The following is a 14,655-nucleotide window of genomic DNA, read 5'->3' on the forward strand; positions in this document are numbered from 1 at the left end:
GACCCAAATCACTACTTCTGCCCGCGACAACTGCCTCGCATGCGAATTACCGACTACGAGCTGTTCGCCGTGCCGCCGCGGTGGTTGTTCCTTCGAATCGAGACGAGCGACGGCCTCGTCGGGTGGGGCGAACCGGTCGTCGAGGGCCGCGTGAAGACCGTTCGCGGCGCGGTGGAAGAACTCATGAACGACTTCCTGCTCGGCGAGGACCCAATGCGCGTCGAAGACCACTGGCAGCGTCTCTACCGCGGCGGGTTCTACCGTGGCGGTCCCGTTCTGATGAGCGCCATCGCCGGCATCGATCAGGCCCTGTGGGACATCCGGGGGAAGTCGTTCGACGCGCCGGTGTACGAACTGCTCGGCGGTCGCGTCCGCGACCGAGTTCGAGTCTATCAGTGGGTCGGTGGCGACCGACCCGAAGGCGTCGCCGACGCCGCCCGCGAGAAGGTCGATGCCGGATTCACCGCGCTGAAGATGAACGCCACGCCGGAACTCCGCCGAATCGACACCCCTGCGGCGGTCGATTCGGTCGGCGAACGACTGGCCGCCGTTCGCGAGGCGGTCGGTCCCGACGTGGACATCGGCGTCGATTTCCACGGCCGCGTGGCGAAATCCATGACGAAACGACTCGCAGACGCCCTCGAACCGAACGACCCGTTTTTCATCGAGGAACCGGTGCTCCCCGAGCAGAACGAGTTCCTGCCGCATCTCGCGTCCCACACCTCTATTCCAATCGCGACAGGGGAGCGAATGTACTCGCGCTGGGATTTCAAGGAGGTGTTCGAATCGGGCGCGGTGGACGTGATTCAACCGGACCTCTCGCACGCTGGTGGCATCACCGAGGTCCACAAAATCGCGTCGATGGCCGAAGCCTACGACGTGGCGCTTGCGCCCCACTGCCCGTTAGGTCCGGTCGCGCTGGCATCGTGTTTGCAGGTCGATGCCTGCTCGCCGAACGCGCTGATTCAGGAACAGAGCCTCGACATCCACTACAACGAAGGCGGGGACGTTCTCGATTATCTGGCCGACCCGAGCGTCTTCGACTACAAGGAGGGATACGTCTCGCTTCCTGACAGTCCGGGTCTGGGTGTCGAACCAGACGAAGCGGTCCTCCGTGAGCGGGCCGGACACGATGACTGGCACAACCCGATTTGGCGGCACGACGACGGCGGCGTCGCGGAGTGGTGATGTGACCGTTCCCTTCGACTTGCATACCCTGTAACGCGGAGATTCTGCTTTGATGGCCCCTGTTTTGCTTTAGGTGACGTATAACAAAACGTCGTCCCCCCGACGTCACAGTCGATGGGGTCCGTGGGTTCGGTTTCCGGGAGAACAGTTGCACTGCTACTTGTGCTGTCGCTCGTTTCGGGCACGTTCGCTCTGCCAGCGACAGCACAGTCGTCGGGCGACCCTCCGGGCGTCTCTGTTTCTGTCGAACGCGGACAGGCGGACCACGGCGTCGTTCGCTATCATATCGACTTCGAGATGTCAGAGGGCGCACGCCAGTTTTGGCTCATTAATTACACCGGAAACGTGGTGTCTTCCGAGGGATTCGTAACCGACCGTGCGAAGAACGGAAATCACGCCCTCCGATGGGACGGGGACTCCGAATCACCGTCGATGACGATAACCTCGGACGTGGATTCCGGGAACGATCGGGAGTTCGCGGCGACAGACGAATGGACGCTCGCACCTACTCCGCGGATATCGGTCGCGTGGCAGGCTGACGGGGACGACGACTGGCAGTATTTCCATCCGTTTCAGGGCGACTATCCCGACAGAAGCGTCTCGTTCGCCGACGCCGGCGTTCTCGGCGCGGCCTTCACCTACGTCGGACGATACGACGAACACGTCCGCCACGTCGACGGGCAGAAATTCCGGATGATAGTCGCGGCGGACGCGTCCCCCGAAGAATCACCGGAGGACGTGTTCGATGCGCTCGGGTCGGCGAGCAAACGGCTTCCCGGTAAATCGCCGGACGACGTTCTCCTGTTCGTCCTTCCCGACCCGATTTGGCGCGGCGGGTACGCCTCGCCAAAGTACGACGAACTCTGGGTCCACGAGGATGCCCGACTCGACGACCCGCAGAACCTCTGGTTGCACGAGTACGTTCACACGCGCCAGTCGTTCGAACTCGGCGACCAGATGGGGTGGTTTCGAGAGGCGAGCGCCGCCTACTTCGCGTCCGAGTTGGCGATGCAGCAGGGGAGAACGTCGAAATCTGCCGTTGTCGGTACGCTCTCCTCGAAGGAGTACGGGAAATCGGTACTCTCGAAGTCGGATACGTGGGCGAATCGTGAGGTGCCGTACTACCGCGGAGCGCTTACCCTGTGGGCGCTCGACGACAGGATACGGCGGGCGACGGACGGAGAACGGAGCCTCGTGGACGTGTTCGACCGAATGAATCGACGGAACGAAAGCGTCAGCTATACCGATTTTCGTAAAATCGTCGCCGAGGTGGCCGGACGGTCGTTAACACCGTGGCTTAACGAACACGTCACGACAAACGCACGGCTCGATATCGATCGGTTGCAAAAACGGGGCGATACGGGGTCGAACATCGGTGCGGCCGCTGGCGGTTCGGAGGGTAACGACGAGGCGGGCCACCAATCAGGGGGCGACAGTGGCATCCACCCTCCCGCAAAAATCGGAAACCTCCCTTCGACGGTAATTCTGTGGGGTTGTCTCGGCCTTGTCGGTCTGGTGTTCGGGCTGACGGCCGCACAGCTCATTTCGGGAACCGTGTCTCGACTCCGAGGCGAGGAGTAAGACGGAGAGTTCCGCCCAGTTTTACGGTCAGCGGAGCGGGACGGCGGAGCGCTCATCCCGACAGCACGTCTCCGTACCTCGCCGCGAGTGGATATCGCCACCCCACACCGAACGCCTTTGGAGAGACTTTCAGTACAGGTGCGGCCTGAAAGCGCTTGTATTCAGCGCGGTGAAGCATTGACAGCACGCGTTCGACCGTTCCTCGGTCGTGACCCAGATTGACTATTTCGTCGGCGCTCAATCCTTCGTCCACGTACCCCGCGAGGATCGAATCGAGTTTCTCGTACGGTGGCAAATCGTCCTCGTCGATTTGGTCCGCCCGGAGTTCCGCGGTAGGCGGTTTCTCGATGACGCGCTCGGGGATAGTTTCCCCGCCCTCGTTCAGATACCGAGCTAGGTCGTAGACGAACGTTTTCGGACAGTCGGCGATGGGCGCGAGCGCCCCGCACATATCTCCGTAGAGGGTCGTATAGCCCACCGCGAGTTCGCTTCGGTTGCTCGTTGCGAGGAGCAAATGCCCCTGTTCGTTAGCGATGGCCATCAGGATCGTCGCCCTGATTCGGGCCTGTACGTTCTCCTCCGTGATGCTCGGAGCTTCGTCGAGAATCGGGGTCAACCCGCGCTCGAAGGCTTCGAATGGTTCCTCTATTGGGATGTCGATGAGGTCGATATCGAGGTTGTCGGCGAGTTCTCTGGCGTCGCTTTCGCTCGCCTCGCTAGTGTATCGGGTCGGCATGGAGACGCCGAGGACGCTTTCCGGGCCGAGCGCATCGACGGCTAACGCGGCCGTAAGCGAGGAATCGATACCCCCGGACAGACCGACGATGACCGCTTCGAACCTGGTTTTGTGGACGTAATCCCGGATACCGAGGGCGAGTGCGGACCGGACCTCTGCCGGTCCAATCGGGGGTTCGTCGGCGACATTCACCGTTGCGGGCGACTCGGAATCCATCGGTACGTCGTAGACGGCGAAATCCTCCTCGAAAGCGGCGAGGCAGCACGCGACGGTCCCATCGGGCGCGACGACGAACGACCGGCCGTCGAAAATCAACTCGTCGTTCGCTCCGATTTGGTTCACGAACACGAGCCATTTACCGTGGTCCCTCGAGTGTGCGCCGAACAGTCGCTCGCGGAATTCGCCTTTCCCGGCGTAAAACGGGCTAGCGGAGCAGTTTACGAGGAGGTTCGCCCCCGCGTCGACGAGGTCCTCGATGGGATCTTTGTGGTACTCCGGGCGCTCCCACACGTCGGGCTCGTTCCACGCGTCTTCACAGACGCTTACCCCAAGTTCGGTTTCGTCGGGTAGCGAGTGGACCGGTTGGTTCTCCGCGGCCTCGAAAAACCGGTCCTCGTCGAACACGTCGTAGGTCGGGAGAAGCCGTTTCTCTGTCTGTCCGACGATTTCTCCGTCTCGACAGACCGCAACCGCGTTTTGTACTTTCTTCCCGTACTCCTCACGATTTCGCGCCACGAACCCGACCAGCGCGGTGATTCCTTCCGTCTCTGCCGCGATTCGGTCGAGTGCATCGAGTTGGGAGTCCACGAACGCGTCCCGTTTTACGAGGTCCTGTGGTGGGTAGCCGACGAGCGCGAGTTCCGAGAACACCACCAGGTCAGCGTTCTGCTCGCGTGCCCGTCGAATACCGTCTGTGATTTTCCGTTTGTTTCCCCCGATGTCCCCGACAGTGTAGTTCGACTGTCCTAGTGCGACCCGAACTGTGCTATTCTTTCCCACACACTAGCGGACGGGGCCGAACGGCAAAATCGTACTGCTGGGCGCCCCGATGAGCAAGTAGAAATATGTGATTCCACACTGTTTCACCGCTATGCTCCGACTCGTTGTCGCCATCTTTGGCATCGTTGAAGCTTTGTTTCCCCGACGTCTCATCGACGTTGCGACTCGGGTGAGTTACAAAGGCAATGAGGAGTTCGAACCGAAGCCATGGGTCGTCACCGCCGCCCGAATCGAGGGCGTCCTTTTCGTTCTCCTTGCACTCTTCGGTGCCATTCGTCGTCGCGGGACACGACCCCCGTCGTTGGACGGAGAGTAGTCGACTCGTTTTCACCGCGGTTTCAGATTCGATTTTTCCCCGTTCTCACCAAAATCTAAAGGTGCTTGGCGCTCTGGTTGTGCGATAGTATGGCACGCAATTTCGATATGCCGTGGCTACACCTGACACCCGACGAAGAGGTACTGTGGTCTGGTCACAGGAGCGTCTATCAGGTCCTTCTACCGATCGTTCTCGGCATCGCTCTCATTTTGCTCGGTGCGGGAATCACCGGAAGTGGCGTTTTCGGTGGGTTCAGTTGGGTCGGACTCCTCCTCGTTCCGGTCGGACTCGCCGTTGCGGCCCCGCCGTTTTTCCGATGGCGAAACGAATGGTTCGTCCTCACTACGGAGGAGGTATATCACAAACACGGCATCTTCTCGCGAGACGTGACACAGATACGGCTCGACAGGGTACAAAATACCGCCTTCTCACAATCGACGCTCGAACGCGTACTCGATTATGGCACGGTAACAATTCATACGGCCGGCGTCGGGACGGACAATCTCATGTTCGAAAACGTTCCCAACCCCAAATATGTAAATAGATTGATTTCTAATCAGCTAGATCGAGTTTCGCCTCGACAGTGATTTCTGGGGCACTCGTTCCGGTTTTACAGGTCACTATATTCCGATATATCGGGTTTAAACGGTCTAAAACGCTGCACGATGGGTTTCTGTATTTATTACTTTTAATTAGACGATAAAATCGAGAAAAGCGAAGAATGAGCCAAACTGACCGTGTCCCCCCCTCCTTTGAACTGGTTCAAAAGAATCAGAAAGTTCGTTGAAAGCACTCTTAGTCGCGGCTCGCTGCGGGGGCGTTACATTCGACTGTTCGTGGGCATTCCGCTTCGAAGACGGCCACCCCGACCCCATGGTCGAAGTAACGAGACTCGCGGAACGATGACGTCGTCCAAAATATACCTCTCCTCTGAACGGTTTTCCCTCAGAACCCGTTTTATACCGCTTCGATGACCTGAAGGTCACCGAGGTTGGCGCTCCTCTGCGATCGGCTTCAATTGGTCAACCTGCGGGTTGAGCCACCCGCCGGCCCACTGTGTTTCGATGCGGAGATGATCCGCGGCAAACGTTTTCACCAGTACGGTAAATCGGTCGCTCATTCGGTCGATATCGTAGACGTGACAGTCGATATCGACGTCAGCGACGGTAACATAGAGAGGATTTTCGATTTCGAGGCCGACGAACGCATCAACCAGATTGGAGACCACGTGGCGGCTTTCGGTCGCACTCATTACACCTCGGTCTTCTCCCTTTATCCACAAAAAAGGAATACGGTTTCACATCGTTCTATTTGCTATTCGACAGCAGATAAACCGCTCGAGTCGGTCGTTTTTTGATTTTATGTTTCTTATCTAATATCTACATTTCTATAAAATGAATGGGAGAACGAAGATCAAGGTTTTTTCCCCGCTCGCCGAAACGTAGGGGAGGGATGGTTTGGGAGTGCCGTGACGGGAGCGGAGGTCGCATGAGCCAGGTCGGCAGCCACGTCGTCAAGGAAGCGGACGGATATCACAGCTATATTCCGGTCCATATCGACGAGTATCGCCTTCGACGAAACGACTACGCCGCAATCGAGTGGTCGAACGGGAAGGAGTCGGGGTCGGAGATCAGTGACAAGCGCTCGTCGCCCGAGGTGGAACGACCCGGACGCTCCTCTCTGGATTGGGTCGAAGAATCACGTACTGTGGCTCCTCTGCGAATACATGAAGTTCGGGCGACCCCGCGAAGAGATGGACGTTTGATCCGAATTCCCATCCCGCGAGCACTCGAACCCGTTTCGTGACATTCTCTCGTCAAGCCACTCCTCGCCGCTGGCGTATCCGCGTTGTTAGTCCGTGAATAATTATACGCCTTCTAGCGGAACGTACTCCTATGCAGGCAATCGTTCTGGCAGCGGGTGAGGGAACACGAATGCGACCGCTCTCCGCATCGTGCCCGAAACCCATGTTGCCGGTTGCAGAGGAACCACTCGTCGCACATACCGCGCGCGCCGCTGTCGAGGCCGGTGCGAACGAACTCGTTCTTGTCGTCGGCTACGAAGCCGACACGGTTCGGGACTACTTCGGAGCGGAGTATGCCGGAATCCCGGTCAAATACTCGATTCAGGAAGAACAACGTGGGACCGCGGACGCGGTTCGTGCGGCTCGCAAACACATTGACGGCCCATTCGCCGTCCTTAACGGTGACAACCTCTATGACACCGCCGCTGTGAAACGCCTCCTCTCGAACGGACCGGGAGTCGGTACGTACCGCGTGGATGACCCCTCTAACTACGGCGTCATCTCAACAGACGGATCTCGCGCGACGGACATCGTTGAGAAACCAGACGATCCGCCGACGAACCTCGCCAACACTGGCGCATACGTCTTTCCGGAGGAAGCGCGCGATTGGCTCGACGTGGGGGAAAGCGAACGCGGGGAGTTCGAAATCACGGACGTCCTCGAGCGCATCATCGAGGAGTACGACGTCATGGCTGTCGAAGTTGAACGGTGGCTCGACGTAGGTCGTCCGTGGGAACTCCTCGAAGCGAACGAGTGGAAACTCGGCGAACTGGAACGCGATGTCCGCGGTGACGTAAGCGAAGCGGCCACGCTCGACGGAAATGTTGTCGTCGAGGAGGGAGCAACGGTTAAATCCGGCGTCGTCATTGAGGGTCCGGCACTCATCCGTTCGGGCGCGACGGTCGGGCCGAACGCCTACATCCGTGGTGCGACCTTGGTGGACGAGGGCGCGAAAGTCGGTCACAGCGTTGAAGTCAAAAACAGCGTTCTCTCTCCCGGTGCGGCGGTCGGTCATCTCTCCTACGTCGGCGATAGCGTCCTCGGCCACGACGTGAACTTCGGGGCGGGGACTAACGTGGCGAACCTCCGCCACGACGGCGAATCCGTGAAACACACGGTGAAAGGGGACCGAGTCTCCACTGGACGGCGAAAGTTCGGCGTCGTCGTCGGTGACGGAGTGAAAACCGGCATCAACACCAGTCTCTATCCGGGTGTCACCCTTTCGGAAGGGTCGATGACGCTCCCGAACGAGGAAGTCTCTCGCGACAAGTAACGCGCTCATTGCTGTTTTTTGTATGACTCCGTTTCAGCACTCTTCCATATTGCTCGTGAGCATGTACTGACGGCTATCGAGGAGGATAGGAACCGAACAAACACTACCGCATTTCCTCACGGGCACGGTTTGCTTCCACTGGATCGTTGGCCCGACCTCTCTTCACTTCGGTTGCGGTCATGCATTCGAAACAGCCGTACACTTCGTTTCGGTTGTTCCCGAACACACGTGCAAACTGCGGTGTAACGAACGAACTGCAGTTGTGACACTGCGTATCGGCCATCGTACTATCGTTGGTGTCTCGGGAGCCGCTCATGTCTATCGACATCATTTCTTCGTTCGCAGGGAACCACCATTATTATCCATAGATTAATCGATTGAAACTGCACGAAATATTGTCGGACAATTGACCGTTAAAACATATTCTCCTTGCGTGTGCCAGGGTTTTTAGTGTCTGATTAAAAATATGAATATTCTGCATGTAATGGCCACACACTGCTCTATTTCCTTTCTTTGAAGTACACAAGGGTCTCCCAACCGACGCACAAGCAGTTGATGCCACCCCCTCTTCCAATTGGGAGAAGAGCGTTCTGTCTTTCGACTTCAATCACCCGGTTTTCTCCACGATATCGACCCCCATTATATAATCATAATCTTTGGTGAACAATCGTCCTTCGGTATGACAATGTTGTTAAATCGTTGTCCTCGGGAAGGACAAGTAGGGGTATCGTACAATTCCCAACAGGATCGAATGCAGGTGAGCTAAGTCATGATGTTTCTGATTATCGCACTTTGACTGGATATTCTCATAACCAGTCTTAGCTCTGGTTCTGATCACATGGTTCTACGTAGTGGACTTTTCAGTTCTGTGCCAGGAGAATATAATATATGCAGACATATATCTAGACACACAAACAGGAGGTCGTCAGATCGCGCACAGAAGCAGTGTCCAACAGTTCTGTATAACGTCTATCGAAGTGCGAGTTGCGTTGTGGAGATTAGTGCGTACAGGCCAACAACGAACGCACCGAGAACAGTAGTGGAAATAGTGCCAATGAACGGCACATTCAGCCACGCAGCCGCGAACGTTCCCGCGCTCAACGCGGTTGCACAGCGGTAGTAGCTAAACCAGCGGTCTTCATCTAACTGTCCATTCGTTTCGACGGTTTCATTGTCGGAGTCTGTAGCAGTGTGATTCGATGGTCTGAGGTATGGGTCGAACTCGTCCGCCAACTGACCACGTTCAACGATACCGCGGCTTTTGTTGTACTCGATGATGCCCTCTTCGTCAAGTTTCGGGAGGTGAGACTGATAGAGGGCAATGTATACGCGTTGGCGCTCGTTTGAAGCGAGGGCCTGAACAGTAGTGTCGTTTTCCCACGCTGCAACCTGCTCGGCGAGGTCACGCATTTCGACAGGCGTATCGTGTTCTTTCAGATATCGCAATGCATGTCGACGACGCTGCGTCTGGAGAATGTGAAATATTTTGTCCTTCGTTAGCGTGTTCGTTCTATCTTCGTTCGGCAACGACGAAGATTCAGGGAGATTTTGCGTCGTAGCGCTCATGATTCTTCGATGAATTCCAAACAGGGATACATCATAAATTAGACGGTCTCTCTCGGATTCTTTCGAGCCGTTGCATTCCGTTCACGTCTTGTGATTATACGATTTGAACAGAGATAACTATGTGTGAAATTATACTTCCATGCTAAATCATCTCTCATTTTGAAATTTGTGTGTGAGTGCCTACCTCCATACTGTCGATTGAACGATTGTTAGGATCATAAATGAGACTATCACTACCATCGTCGATTGGGTCGGTGACAGGAAGCCTAATGGGCCGAGACTGAAGACGCTCCCACTAAAGAGGAGTGTTGAAAGTATCGACAGGGCCAGATAGTAGTGTGCGTATCGCGGTTGTGTCATCCGATGGTTGCTTTGAATCCGTTATATGCGTTCATCAGTAGTCCGGGAAGTTGTCGTGGCTCTGGCCGGCGCGAGTGACGGAGGTACTGAAACCCTGTTCGGAACTGTCCTTCGTTTATATAATGTCGGGCGAGGATATAGTGGTGAGCACCCGTTACGTCGATTCCCTGTCGTTCGAGATGTTCTACTTCCTCGGAGAACGTCCGGCGGAAATGTTCGTCTGCCTTGGCGACCGAATCCGCCGGGGGCGACCCGGTTTCGTACCTGAGGAGTAGCGTCTCGTTCACGCAGGCGAGTTTCCCGTGTTTGAGGACGCGAATGAGGAATTCTGGGTCCTGAAAACGGGTAAAGGACTCATCGAAGCCGTCGATTTTGTGGACGATGTCGCTCCGTACGATGAGCGTCGACCCCGCGCTCGTGTGGAGGTCATCGCTCAGCGTCGGTCCGATGAGTTCCTTTCCACCTTCCGCGCCTTCGGTCTTGTTCCGACGCGAAATGAGCTGCGTCACGGCTTTCACAAGCGGGTTCTGACCGTCTGGATGAACGGTTTCTGCCTTACAGTAGGCGGCAACCCACTCGTCGGAGCGCAGTTCGAGCGTGAGAACCTGCTTTTCGAGTTTCGTGGGAAGCCACACATCGTCCGAATCGAGAAATGCGATATATTTCCCTTCAGCTCGTTCGATGCCGGTGTTTCGCGCGGCACTCGCACCTTGATTTGCCTCATGTTGGACAAATTGGATTCTGTCGTCGTTGTAGGAAGTGACGACATCCGCGGTGTCGTCCTGCGAGGCGTCGTCCACGATAATGAGTTCCAACTCTTCCAACGTTTGCGAGAGGACGCTCTCGATGGTTCGAGAGATGGCGTCTGCACGGTTGTACGTCGGGACGATGACGCTGACTGTCGGTGCCATTCGTTGTTCCAACATGCATGTTCTCCCTGCTTTATTATCGACCTACTAATCGTGGAGGGCCACGAACAGAACAGGTATGACCAACAAAAGGACCAACGACGCCACTACTGGTCGGACAGACCAACCCAAGAACTTCCCGGCTTCGACGAACGCAATCACGGCTATACCAACGGCTTAGACTACTTCGATCTCGCTTGTGTCCAGACCACAGCAATGTGTTCATAGATACCACCGTAGGAAATCCGCGACTGTAGGCGCAGGAGGAATGCGTTCGCTATCTGTACAACCGCTGTCTGTTGCTTGCGACGGTTTCGCCGCGTAATCGCAAGCCTTAGTAGTTTTGGTAAACTTTGACATGATAGTACATAGAGTCCAAAAGGGCCTCTTTGTACGGGTCGCCGTCGGCCGACCCTGAACAGCGGGACGTTGACGGTGTCCCTTCGAGGTGGATTCACCACCCGAGAACACGCTGAATTAAAGCGGTGTGAACCGCCAGCGGTCCCCGGTAGATAAAACCCCCGCCGGGAGTAGCGGACATACGAACAGAATGGTTCGTCCTTCGTGAATCGGCGGTGTATAGCCCGCCACATCATTGCCAAGGGTGTGCCTGAAACCTCATTGTAGGGGAATGCCACGCCCTTTAGGGCGTGGTAGCTTATTCTCACCACCACAAACCAAATCCTGCAACGAACACCACGGCACGGAGAGGTTCTAAGATAACTGCGAGCGGCGGCACACGAGTTTCTCTGCTCTCTACGCTCGGTCAGTCGATTCCACCAGGAATATGAATGAATGTATATTTTATTTCCCGCTTCATCCAAAAAAAAGATGGCAAGTCAACCAAAGCGGTCGGTAAGGAACGGACCGTTCTGGATCATGGTTGAAAATCTGAATCATTTCCACGGGCTTAGCCACCCGATAATAAACATCGGCGAACACCTCCTAATTTATATGTCGAGCGACACGCGTGTCCAAGCCGCCGAACCCCCGGGTTCCAGGGATGTACCACGGACCCACGACTTGGATAGACTGGCGGACAAGAACTTGCTCATCGTCTCACACAGCTACAATCACTTTGTCAAAGGGCAGGTCGACGTTCTCGCAGATTATTTCGAGGAAGTGTACGTCTTCGTGCGTTACAACCGGTTTGCGGACATCTCCCGATATATCCCCGTTGATTACGCAAAGCCGTTCAGCAAAGACGCAAAAATAAACGAGGAAGAGAAACCAGACAATGTGACGGTTGTTAGTACGCCGCTATTGTATCTTCCCTTCGACCTCCACCGTCGATTCCTCGGCGACCAGCACGCACGGAAGGTAAAGAAATACCTCGACGACGTGCCCATCGAATTCGACGTGATCCACGCCCATCTTACGTGGACCGCCGGGTACGTTGCGCACGCTCTTCAGCGTGACCTCGAGATTCCATTTGTCCTCACGGTCCACGAGAACCACGACCTATTCATGGACCAACTAAAATCCTCGAACGACAAAATTGACCGAACGTGGGCGTCTGCCGACGCCATTATTCGTGTCAATCGACAGGATCAGGATACGCTCCGACGGTTCAACGACAACGTGTTTTACATCCCGAATGGGTTCAGCCAAGACCGTCTCCGACGCGTCCCACAGGCAGAAGCGAAGGAGAAAATCGGCATTGCAGATAACACGCATCTCCTCTTCGCGCTCGGTCATTTGAAAGAGCGCAAGGGATTCCAGCATCTCATTGATGTGATTCCGGAGGTTATCGAACGAGAGGGTGACGTCGTCTGTGCTATCGGTGGTCACGGCGGGATGCGTTCGGAGCTCGAAGAAAAAATAAGACAGTTAGGCTTGGAAGGTGACGTTCAACTGCTAGGATACATTTCGAACAACGACCTCAGATATTGGATGAGTGCGTGTGATGCGTTTGTCCTCCCAAGTTACAGCGAAAGTTTCGGTCTCGTGCAGTTGGAAGCGATGGCATGCGGATCACCTGTTGTCTCGACAATAAACGGTGGCAGCGAAGAAGTCGTGACCTCCGAAGACCACGGGTTTCTTGTTGATAGCCCAGAGGACCACAACGCGCTTTCAGACGCGGTAGTCCGTGCGCTCCGAAAGGACTGGGATCGTGACGGCATTGAGACACATGCGGAGCAATTCACGTGGGAGCGGGTTTGCGTAGATATCGCACATCTTCACGCAAGCGTGTTAGGTGTGACATCCTCCCCAAGCTAACGCACGGCGCTTCCCACATCCACCTCTGGACGGTTCGTTGGGATGTTTCTAGTTCGCACCCCGACGAGGTGCTGGCACTGCCACAGTACCGGTACTCCTCTCTCGTCCGTTCCCCGGATGGGATTCGGAGGTACGTGGTTGTTTGGACGGGGCGCCGTCCGTGGACTTACGTGTTTGAGTTCGACTTGCGCCGTGGCAAATGCCCAGTCAGCTGCCAGTTTTCGGATTGTCAGAATCCGATGAGGGACCATCGAATCGACAGTGGGAGATACGCACGGAGAGGATCTAAAACGTTCGAATAGGACGGTTGAACGGAAGGTGACCGCGCTGTATCCCCCGCTCTAAAGGACGGGGTTTAGCGTCTACATTAAAGATAAACCTATACCAAGGATGGGGTCTATAGCAATAGTGACTGAGGTATCAATTGTAGTGCCTGATTTGACTGGGAGATATCTTAAGGTCCGGATAATAATATAGACACAAACCAACTGTCTGGTACATGAATATCACGGAGACGATGCGGCGTGTCCGACGTGGCATCCGGGAGCCACATCTTGTTACCCGGGAGTTGAACAAGTACTTTTATCAGCGCAAAGAGTCGGATCATGACGCCATCGAATTTTTTGATGAGGACTGGGACAATCTCATAATTCTTGACGCATGCCGGTACGACACCTTCAAAAAGTGCAATATCCTTCCCGGTGAGCTCCAACCACGACAAACCAAATCGAGTTCAACACCGGATTTTCTGGAGACGTACTTTGACGGTGCTGATCTTCGCGATACCGTCTATGTGACCGCAAACCCCCAGCTCTACCGAAAACGCGACCGGATCGACGTCCAACTCCACAAAGTCATCAACATCTGGCAAAGCGAAGGTTGGGACGATGAATTCCGAACGGTTCGCCCTGAAACGGTTGTCGAAGTCGCGAAAAAGGCCGCAAAAGAGTATCCGGACAAGCGTATTCTCGTTCACTTCATTCAACCCCACTATCCATTTATCGGACCGACGGGGAAGGAATACCTTGACCTTGATTCGCTCGACTTCTGGAATCGTGTGATGGCAGGTGAGGTCGACGTTCCTGTCAGCGTACTCTACAAGGCCTATGAAGAGAACGTGGAGTTGGTGTTGCCGCATGCACAAGAGCTACTTTCAGTACTCCACGGAAAGACTATCGTGACCGCAGACCACGGCGAAGCGTTCGGCGAACGTGCACGGCCGATTCCAATGGCGGAGTACGGCCACCCCAATAATATCTATATCCCGGAACTGACAACGGTTCCGTGGCTTGTCTACCAGAACGGTACGCGACGAGACATTACGATGGGTGATGAAGAAGAAAGCATGGAAGAAGAAGCGTCGGTCGACGTCGAACAACGATTACAGGACCTCGGATACGCCTAAAACCGATACTATCAGATCCATAATAAAGTCCCGTTAGCAAGATTGTGTTACTAGATACAAGAATGACGAGCACTGTATTAGGGGGAATCTTGTGCAACGGAGCATTCTGAGCGGCGTCCTCTCGGTTGCCGGAACCAAAGTACTCACACTCGTCATCGGTATCATGACGACACCGATTCTGTATCGGTTGCTTGGACCGACTGGAATCGGCGTCTACACTACTGTCCTCTCGGTATTCGCTCTGTTCATGATACTCGTTAGCTCCGGCATCTCAGACGGCGTTCGGAAGTTCATTGCCG

General features: G+C 55.5%; 13 protein-coding genes. 9 read left to right on the forward strand and 4 right to left on the reverse strand.

Going from position 1 to position 14,655, the window contains the following annotated elements; all coding sequences use genetic code 11:
- Nucleotides 1-39: 39 nt before the first annotated feature.
- A complete protein-coding gene (dgoD, locus tag ACGYLY_RS28150) occupies nucleotides 40-1,188 on the forward strand; it encodes a galactonate dehydratase (protein WP_395286083.1) in 1,149 nt (382 codons plus the stop codon).
- Nucleotides 1,189-1,302: 114 nt separating this feature from the next.
- The gene (locus tag ACGYLY_RS28155) at nucleotides 1,303-2,769 is read left to right on the forward strand and encodes a glycyl aminopeptidase (RefSeq protein WP_395286082.1); all 1,467 of its coding nucleotides are present in this window, start codon (nucleotides 1,303-1,305) and stop codon (nucleotides 2,767-2,769) included.
- Between the two features lie 52 nt (nucleotides 2,770-2,821).
- Here the strand turns inward: ACGYLY_RS28155 and ACGYLY_RS28160 are convergent, their stop codons facing one another.
- Nucleotides 2,822-4,504: an NAD+ synthase gene (locus ACGYLY_RS28160; RefSeq protein WP_395286081.1), complete on the reverse strand. Its 1,683-nt coding sequence runs from the start codon at nucleotides 4,502-4,504 to the stop codon at nucleotides 2,822-2,824.
- A gap of 91 nt (nucleotides 4,505-4,595) precedes the next feature.
- Here ACGYLY_RS28160 and ACGYLY_RS28165 point away from each other — a divergent pair, with 91 nt between their 5' ends.
- Complete coding sequence (locus tag ACGYLY_RS28165) at nucleotides 4,596-4,820, forward strand: hypothetical protein (protein WP_395286080.1); 225 nt, start codon at nucleotides 4,596-4,598, stop codon at nucleotides 4,818-4,820.
- Between the two features lie 89 nt (nucleotides 4,821-4,909).
- Nucleotides 4,910-5,407 (forward strand): PH domain-containing protein, encoded by a 498-nt coding sequence (locus tag ACGYLY_RS28170; RefSeq protein WP_395286079.1) that lies wholly within the window; start codon nucleotides 4,910-4,912, stop codon nucleotides 5,405-5,407.
- 395 nt (nucleotides 5,408-5,802) lie between these two features.
- On the opposite strand, the gene ACGYLY_RS28175 is transcribed toward ACGYLY_RS28170, so the two are convergent.
- Nucleotides 5,803-6,072, reverse strand: a complete 270-nt coding sequence (locus tag ACGYLY_RS28175; protein ID WP_395286078.1) for a hypothetical protein — start codon at nucleotides 6,070-6,072, stop codon at nucleotides 5,803-5,805.
- A gap of 236 nt (nucleotides 6,073-6,308) precedes the next feature.
- Here ACGYLY_RS28175 and ACGYLY_RS28180 point away from each other — a divergent pair, with 236 nt between their 5' ends.
- Nucleotides 6,309-6,626 carry a hypothetical protein gene (locus ACGYLY_RS28180; protein WP_395286077.1) on the forward strand — a complete coding sequence of 106 codons (318 nt, stop codon included), beginning with the start codon at nucleotides 6,309-6,311 and terminating at the stop codon, nucleotides 6,624-6,626.
- A gap of 89 nt (nucleotides 6,627-6,715) precedes the next feature.
- Nucleotides 6,716-7,897 (forward strand): bifunctional sugar-1-phosphate nucleotidylyltransferase/acetyltransferase, encoded by a 1,182-nt coding sequence (glmU, locus tag ACGYLY_RS28185; protein ID WP_395286076.1) that lies wholly within the window; start codon nucleotides 6,716-6,718, stop codon nucleotides 7,895-7,897.
- Nucleotides 7,898-8,866: 969 nt separating this feature from the next.
- On the opposite strand, the gene ACGYLY_RS28190 is transcribed toward glmU, so the two are convergent.
- Nucleotides 8,867-9,463, reverse strand: a complete 597-nt coding sequence (locus tag ACGYLY_RS28190) for a hypothetical protein (protein WP_395286075.1) — start codon at nucleotides 9,461-9,463, stop codon at nucleotides 8,867-8,869.
- Between the two features lie 356 nt (nucleotides 9,464-9,819).
- Nucleotides 9,820-10,734, reverse strand: coding sequence for a glycosyltransferase family 2 protein (locus ACGYLY_RS28195; protein ID WP_395286086.1), 915 nt, complete (start codon nucleotides 10,732-10,734; stop codon nucleotides 9,820-9,822).
- A gap of 828 nt (nucleotides 10,735-11,562) precedes the next feature.
- On the opposite strand from ACGYLY_RS28195, the gene ACGYLY_RS28200 reads away from it, so the two are divergent.
- The 3 genes from ACGYLY_RS28200 to ACGYLY_RS28210 form a co-directional block, all read left to right on the forward strand.
- Nucleotides 11,563-12,951 carry a glycosyltransferase gene (locus tag ACGYLY_RS28200; RefSeq protein WP_395286074.1) on the forward strand — a complete coding sequence of 463 codons (1,389 nt, stop codon included), beginning with the start codon at nucleotides 11,563-11,565 and terminating at the stop codon, nucleotides 12,949-12,951.
- A gap of 499 nt (nucleotides 12,952-13,450) precedes the next feature.
- A complete protein-coding gene (locus ACGYLY_RS28205) occupies nucleotides 13,451-14,356 on the forward strand; it encodes a hypothetical protein (RefSeq protein ID WP_395286073.1) in 906 nt (301 codons plus the stop codon).
- 91 nt (nucleotides 14,357-14,447) lie between these two features.
- On the forward strand, nucleotides 14,448-14,655 hold a 208-nt coding region (locus ACGYLY_RS28210; protein WP_395291319.1), incomplete at its 3' end, for an oligosaccharide flippase family protein.

Origin of the sequence: Haladaptatus sp. CMAA 1909 (assembly GCF_043952005.1) — an archaeon.
In the GTDB taxonomy this organism is placed as follows: domain Archaea; phylum Halobacteriota; class Halobacteria; order Halobacteriales; family Haladaptataceae; genus Haladaptatus.

Bases quoted from the DNA above. Each gene is read 5' to 3' on its own strand.
- dgoD (WP_395286083.1), top strand. From the start codon at position 40: ATGCGAATTACCGACTACGAGCTGTTCGCCGTGCCGCCGCGGTGGTTG.
- ACGYLY_RS28170 (WP_395286079.1), top strand. From the start codon at position 4,910: ATGGCACGCAATTTCGATATGCCGTGGCTACACCTGACACCCGACGAA.
- ACGYLY_RS28155 (WP_395286082.1), top strand. From the start codon at position 1,303: ATGGGGTCCGTGGGTTCGGTTTCCGGGAGAACAGTTGCACTGCTACTT.
- glmU (WP_395286076.1), top strand. From the start codon at position 6,716: ATGCAGGCAATCGTTCTGGCAGCGGGTGAGGGAACACGAATGCGACCG.
- ACGYLY_RS28165 (WP_395286080.1), top strand. From the start codon at position 4,596: ATGCTCCGACTCGTTGTCGCCATCTTTGGCATCGTTGAAGCTTTGTTT.
- ACGYLY_RS28195 (WP_395286086.1), bottom strand. From the start codon at position 10,734: ATGGCACCGACAGTCAGCGTCATCGTCCCGACGTACAACCGTGCAGAC.
- ACGYLY_RS28200 (WP_395286074.1), top strand. From the start codon at position 11,563: ATGGCAAGTCAACCAAAGCGGTCGGTAAGGAACGGACCGTTCTGGATC.
- ACGYLY_RS28175 (WP_395286078.1), bottom strand. From the start codon at position 6,072: ATGAGTGCGACCGAAAGCCGCCACGTGGTCTCCAATCTGGTTGATGCG.
- ACGYLY_RS28180 (WP_395286077.1), top strand. From the start codon at position 6,309: ATGAGCCAGGTCGGCAGCCACGTCGTCAAGGAAGCGGACGGATATCAC.
- ACGYLY_RS28190 (WP_395286075.1), bottom strand. From the start codon at position 9,463: ATGAGCGCTACGACGCAAAATCTCCCTGAATCTTCGTCGTTGCCGAAC.
- ACGYLY_RS28205 (WP_395286073.1), top strand. From the start codon at position 13,451: ATGAATATCACGGAGACGATGCGGCGTGTCCGACGTGGCATCCGGGAG.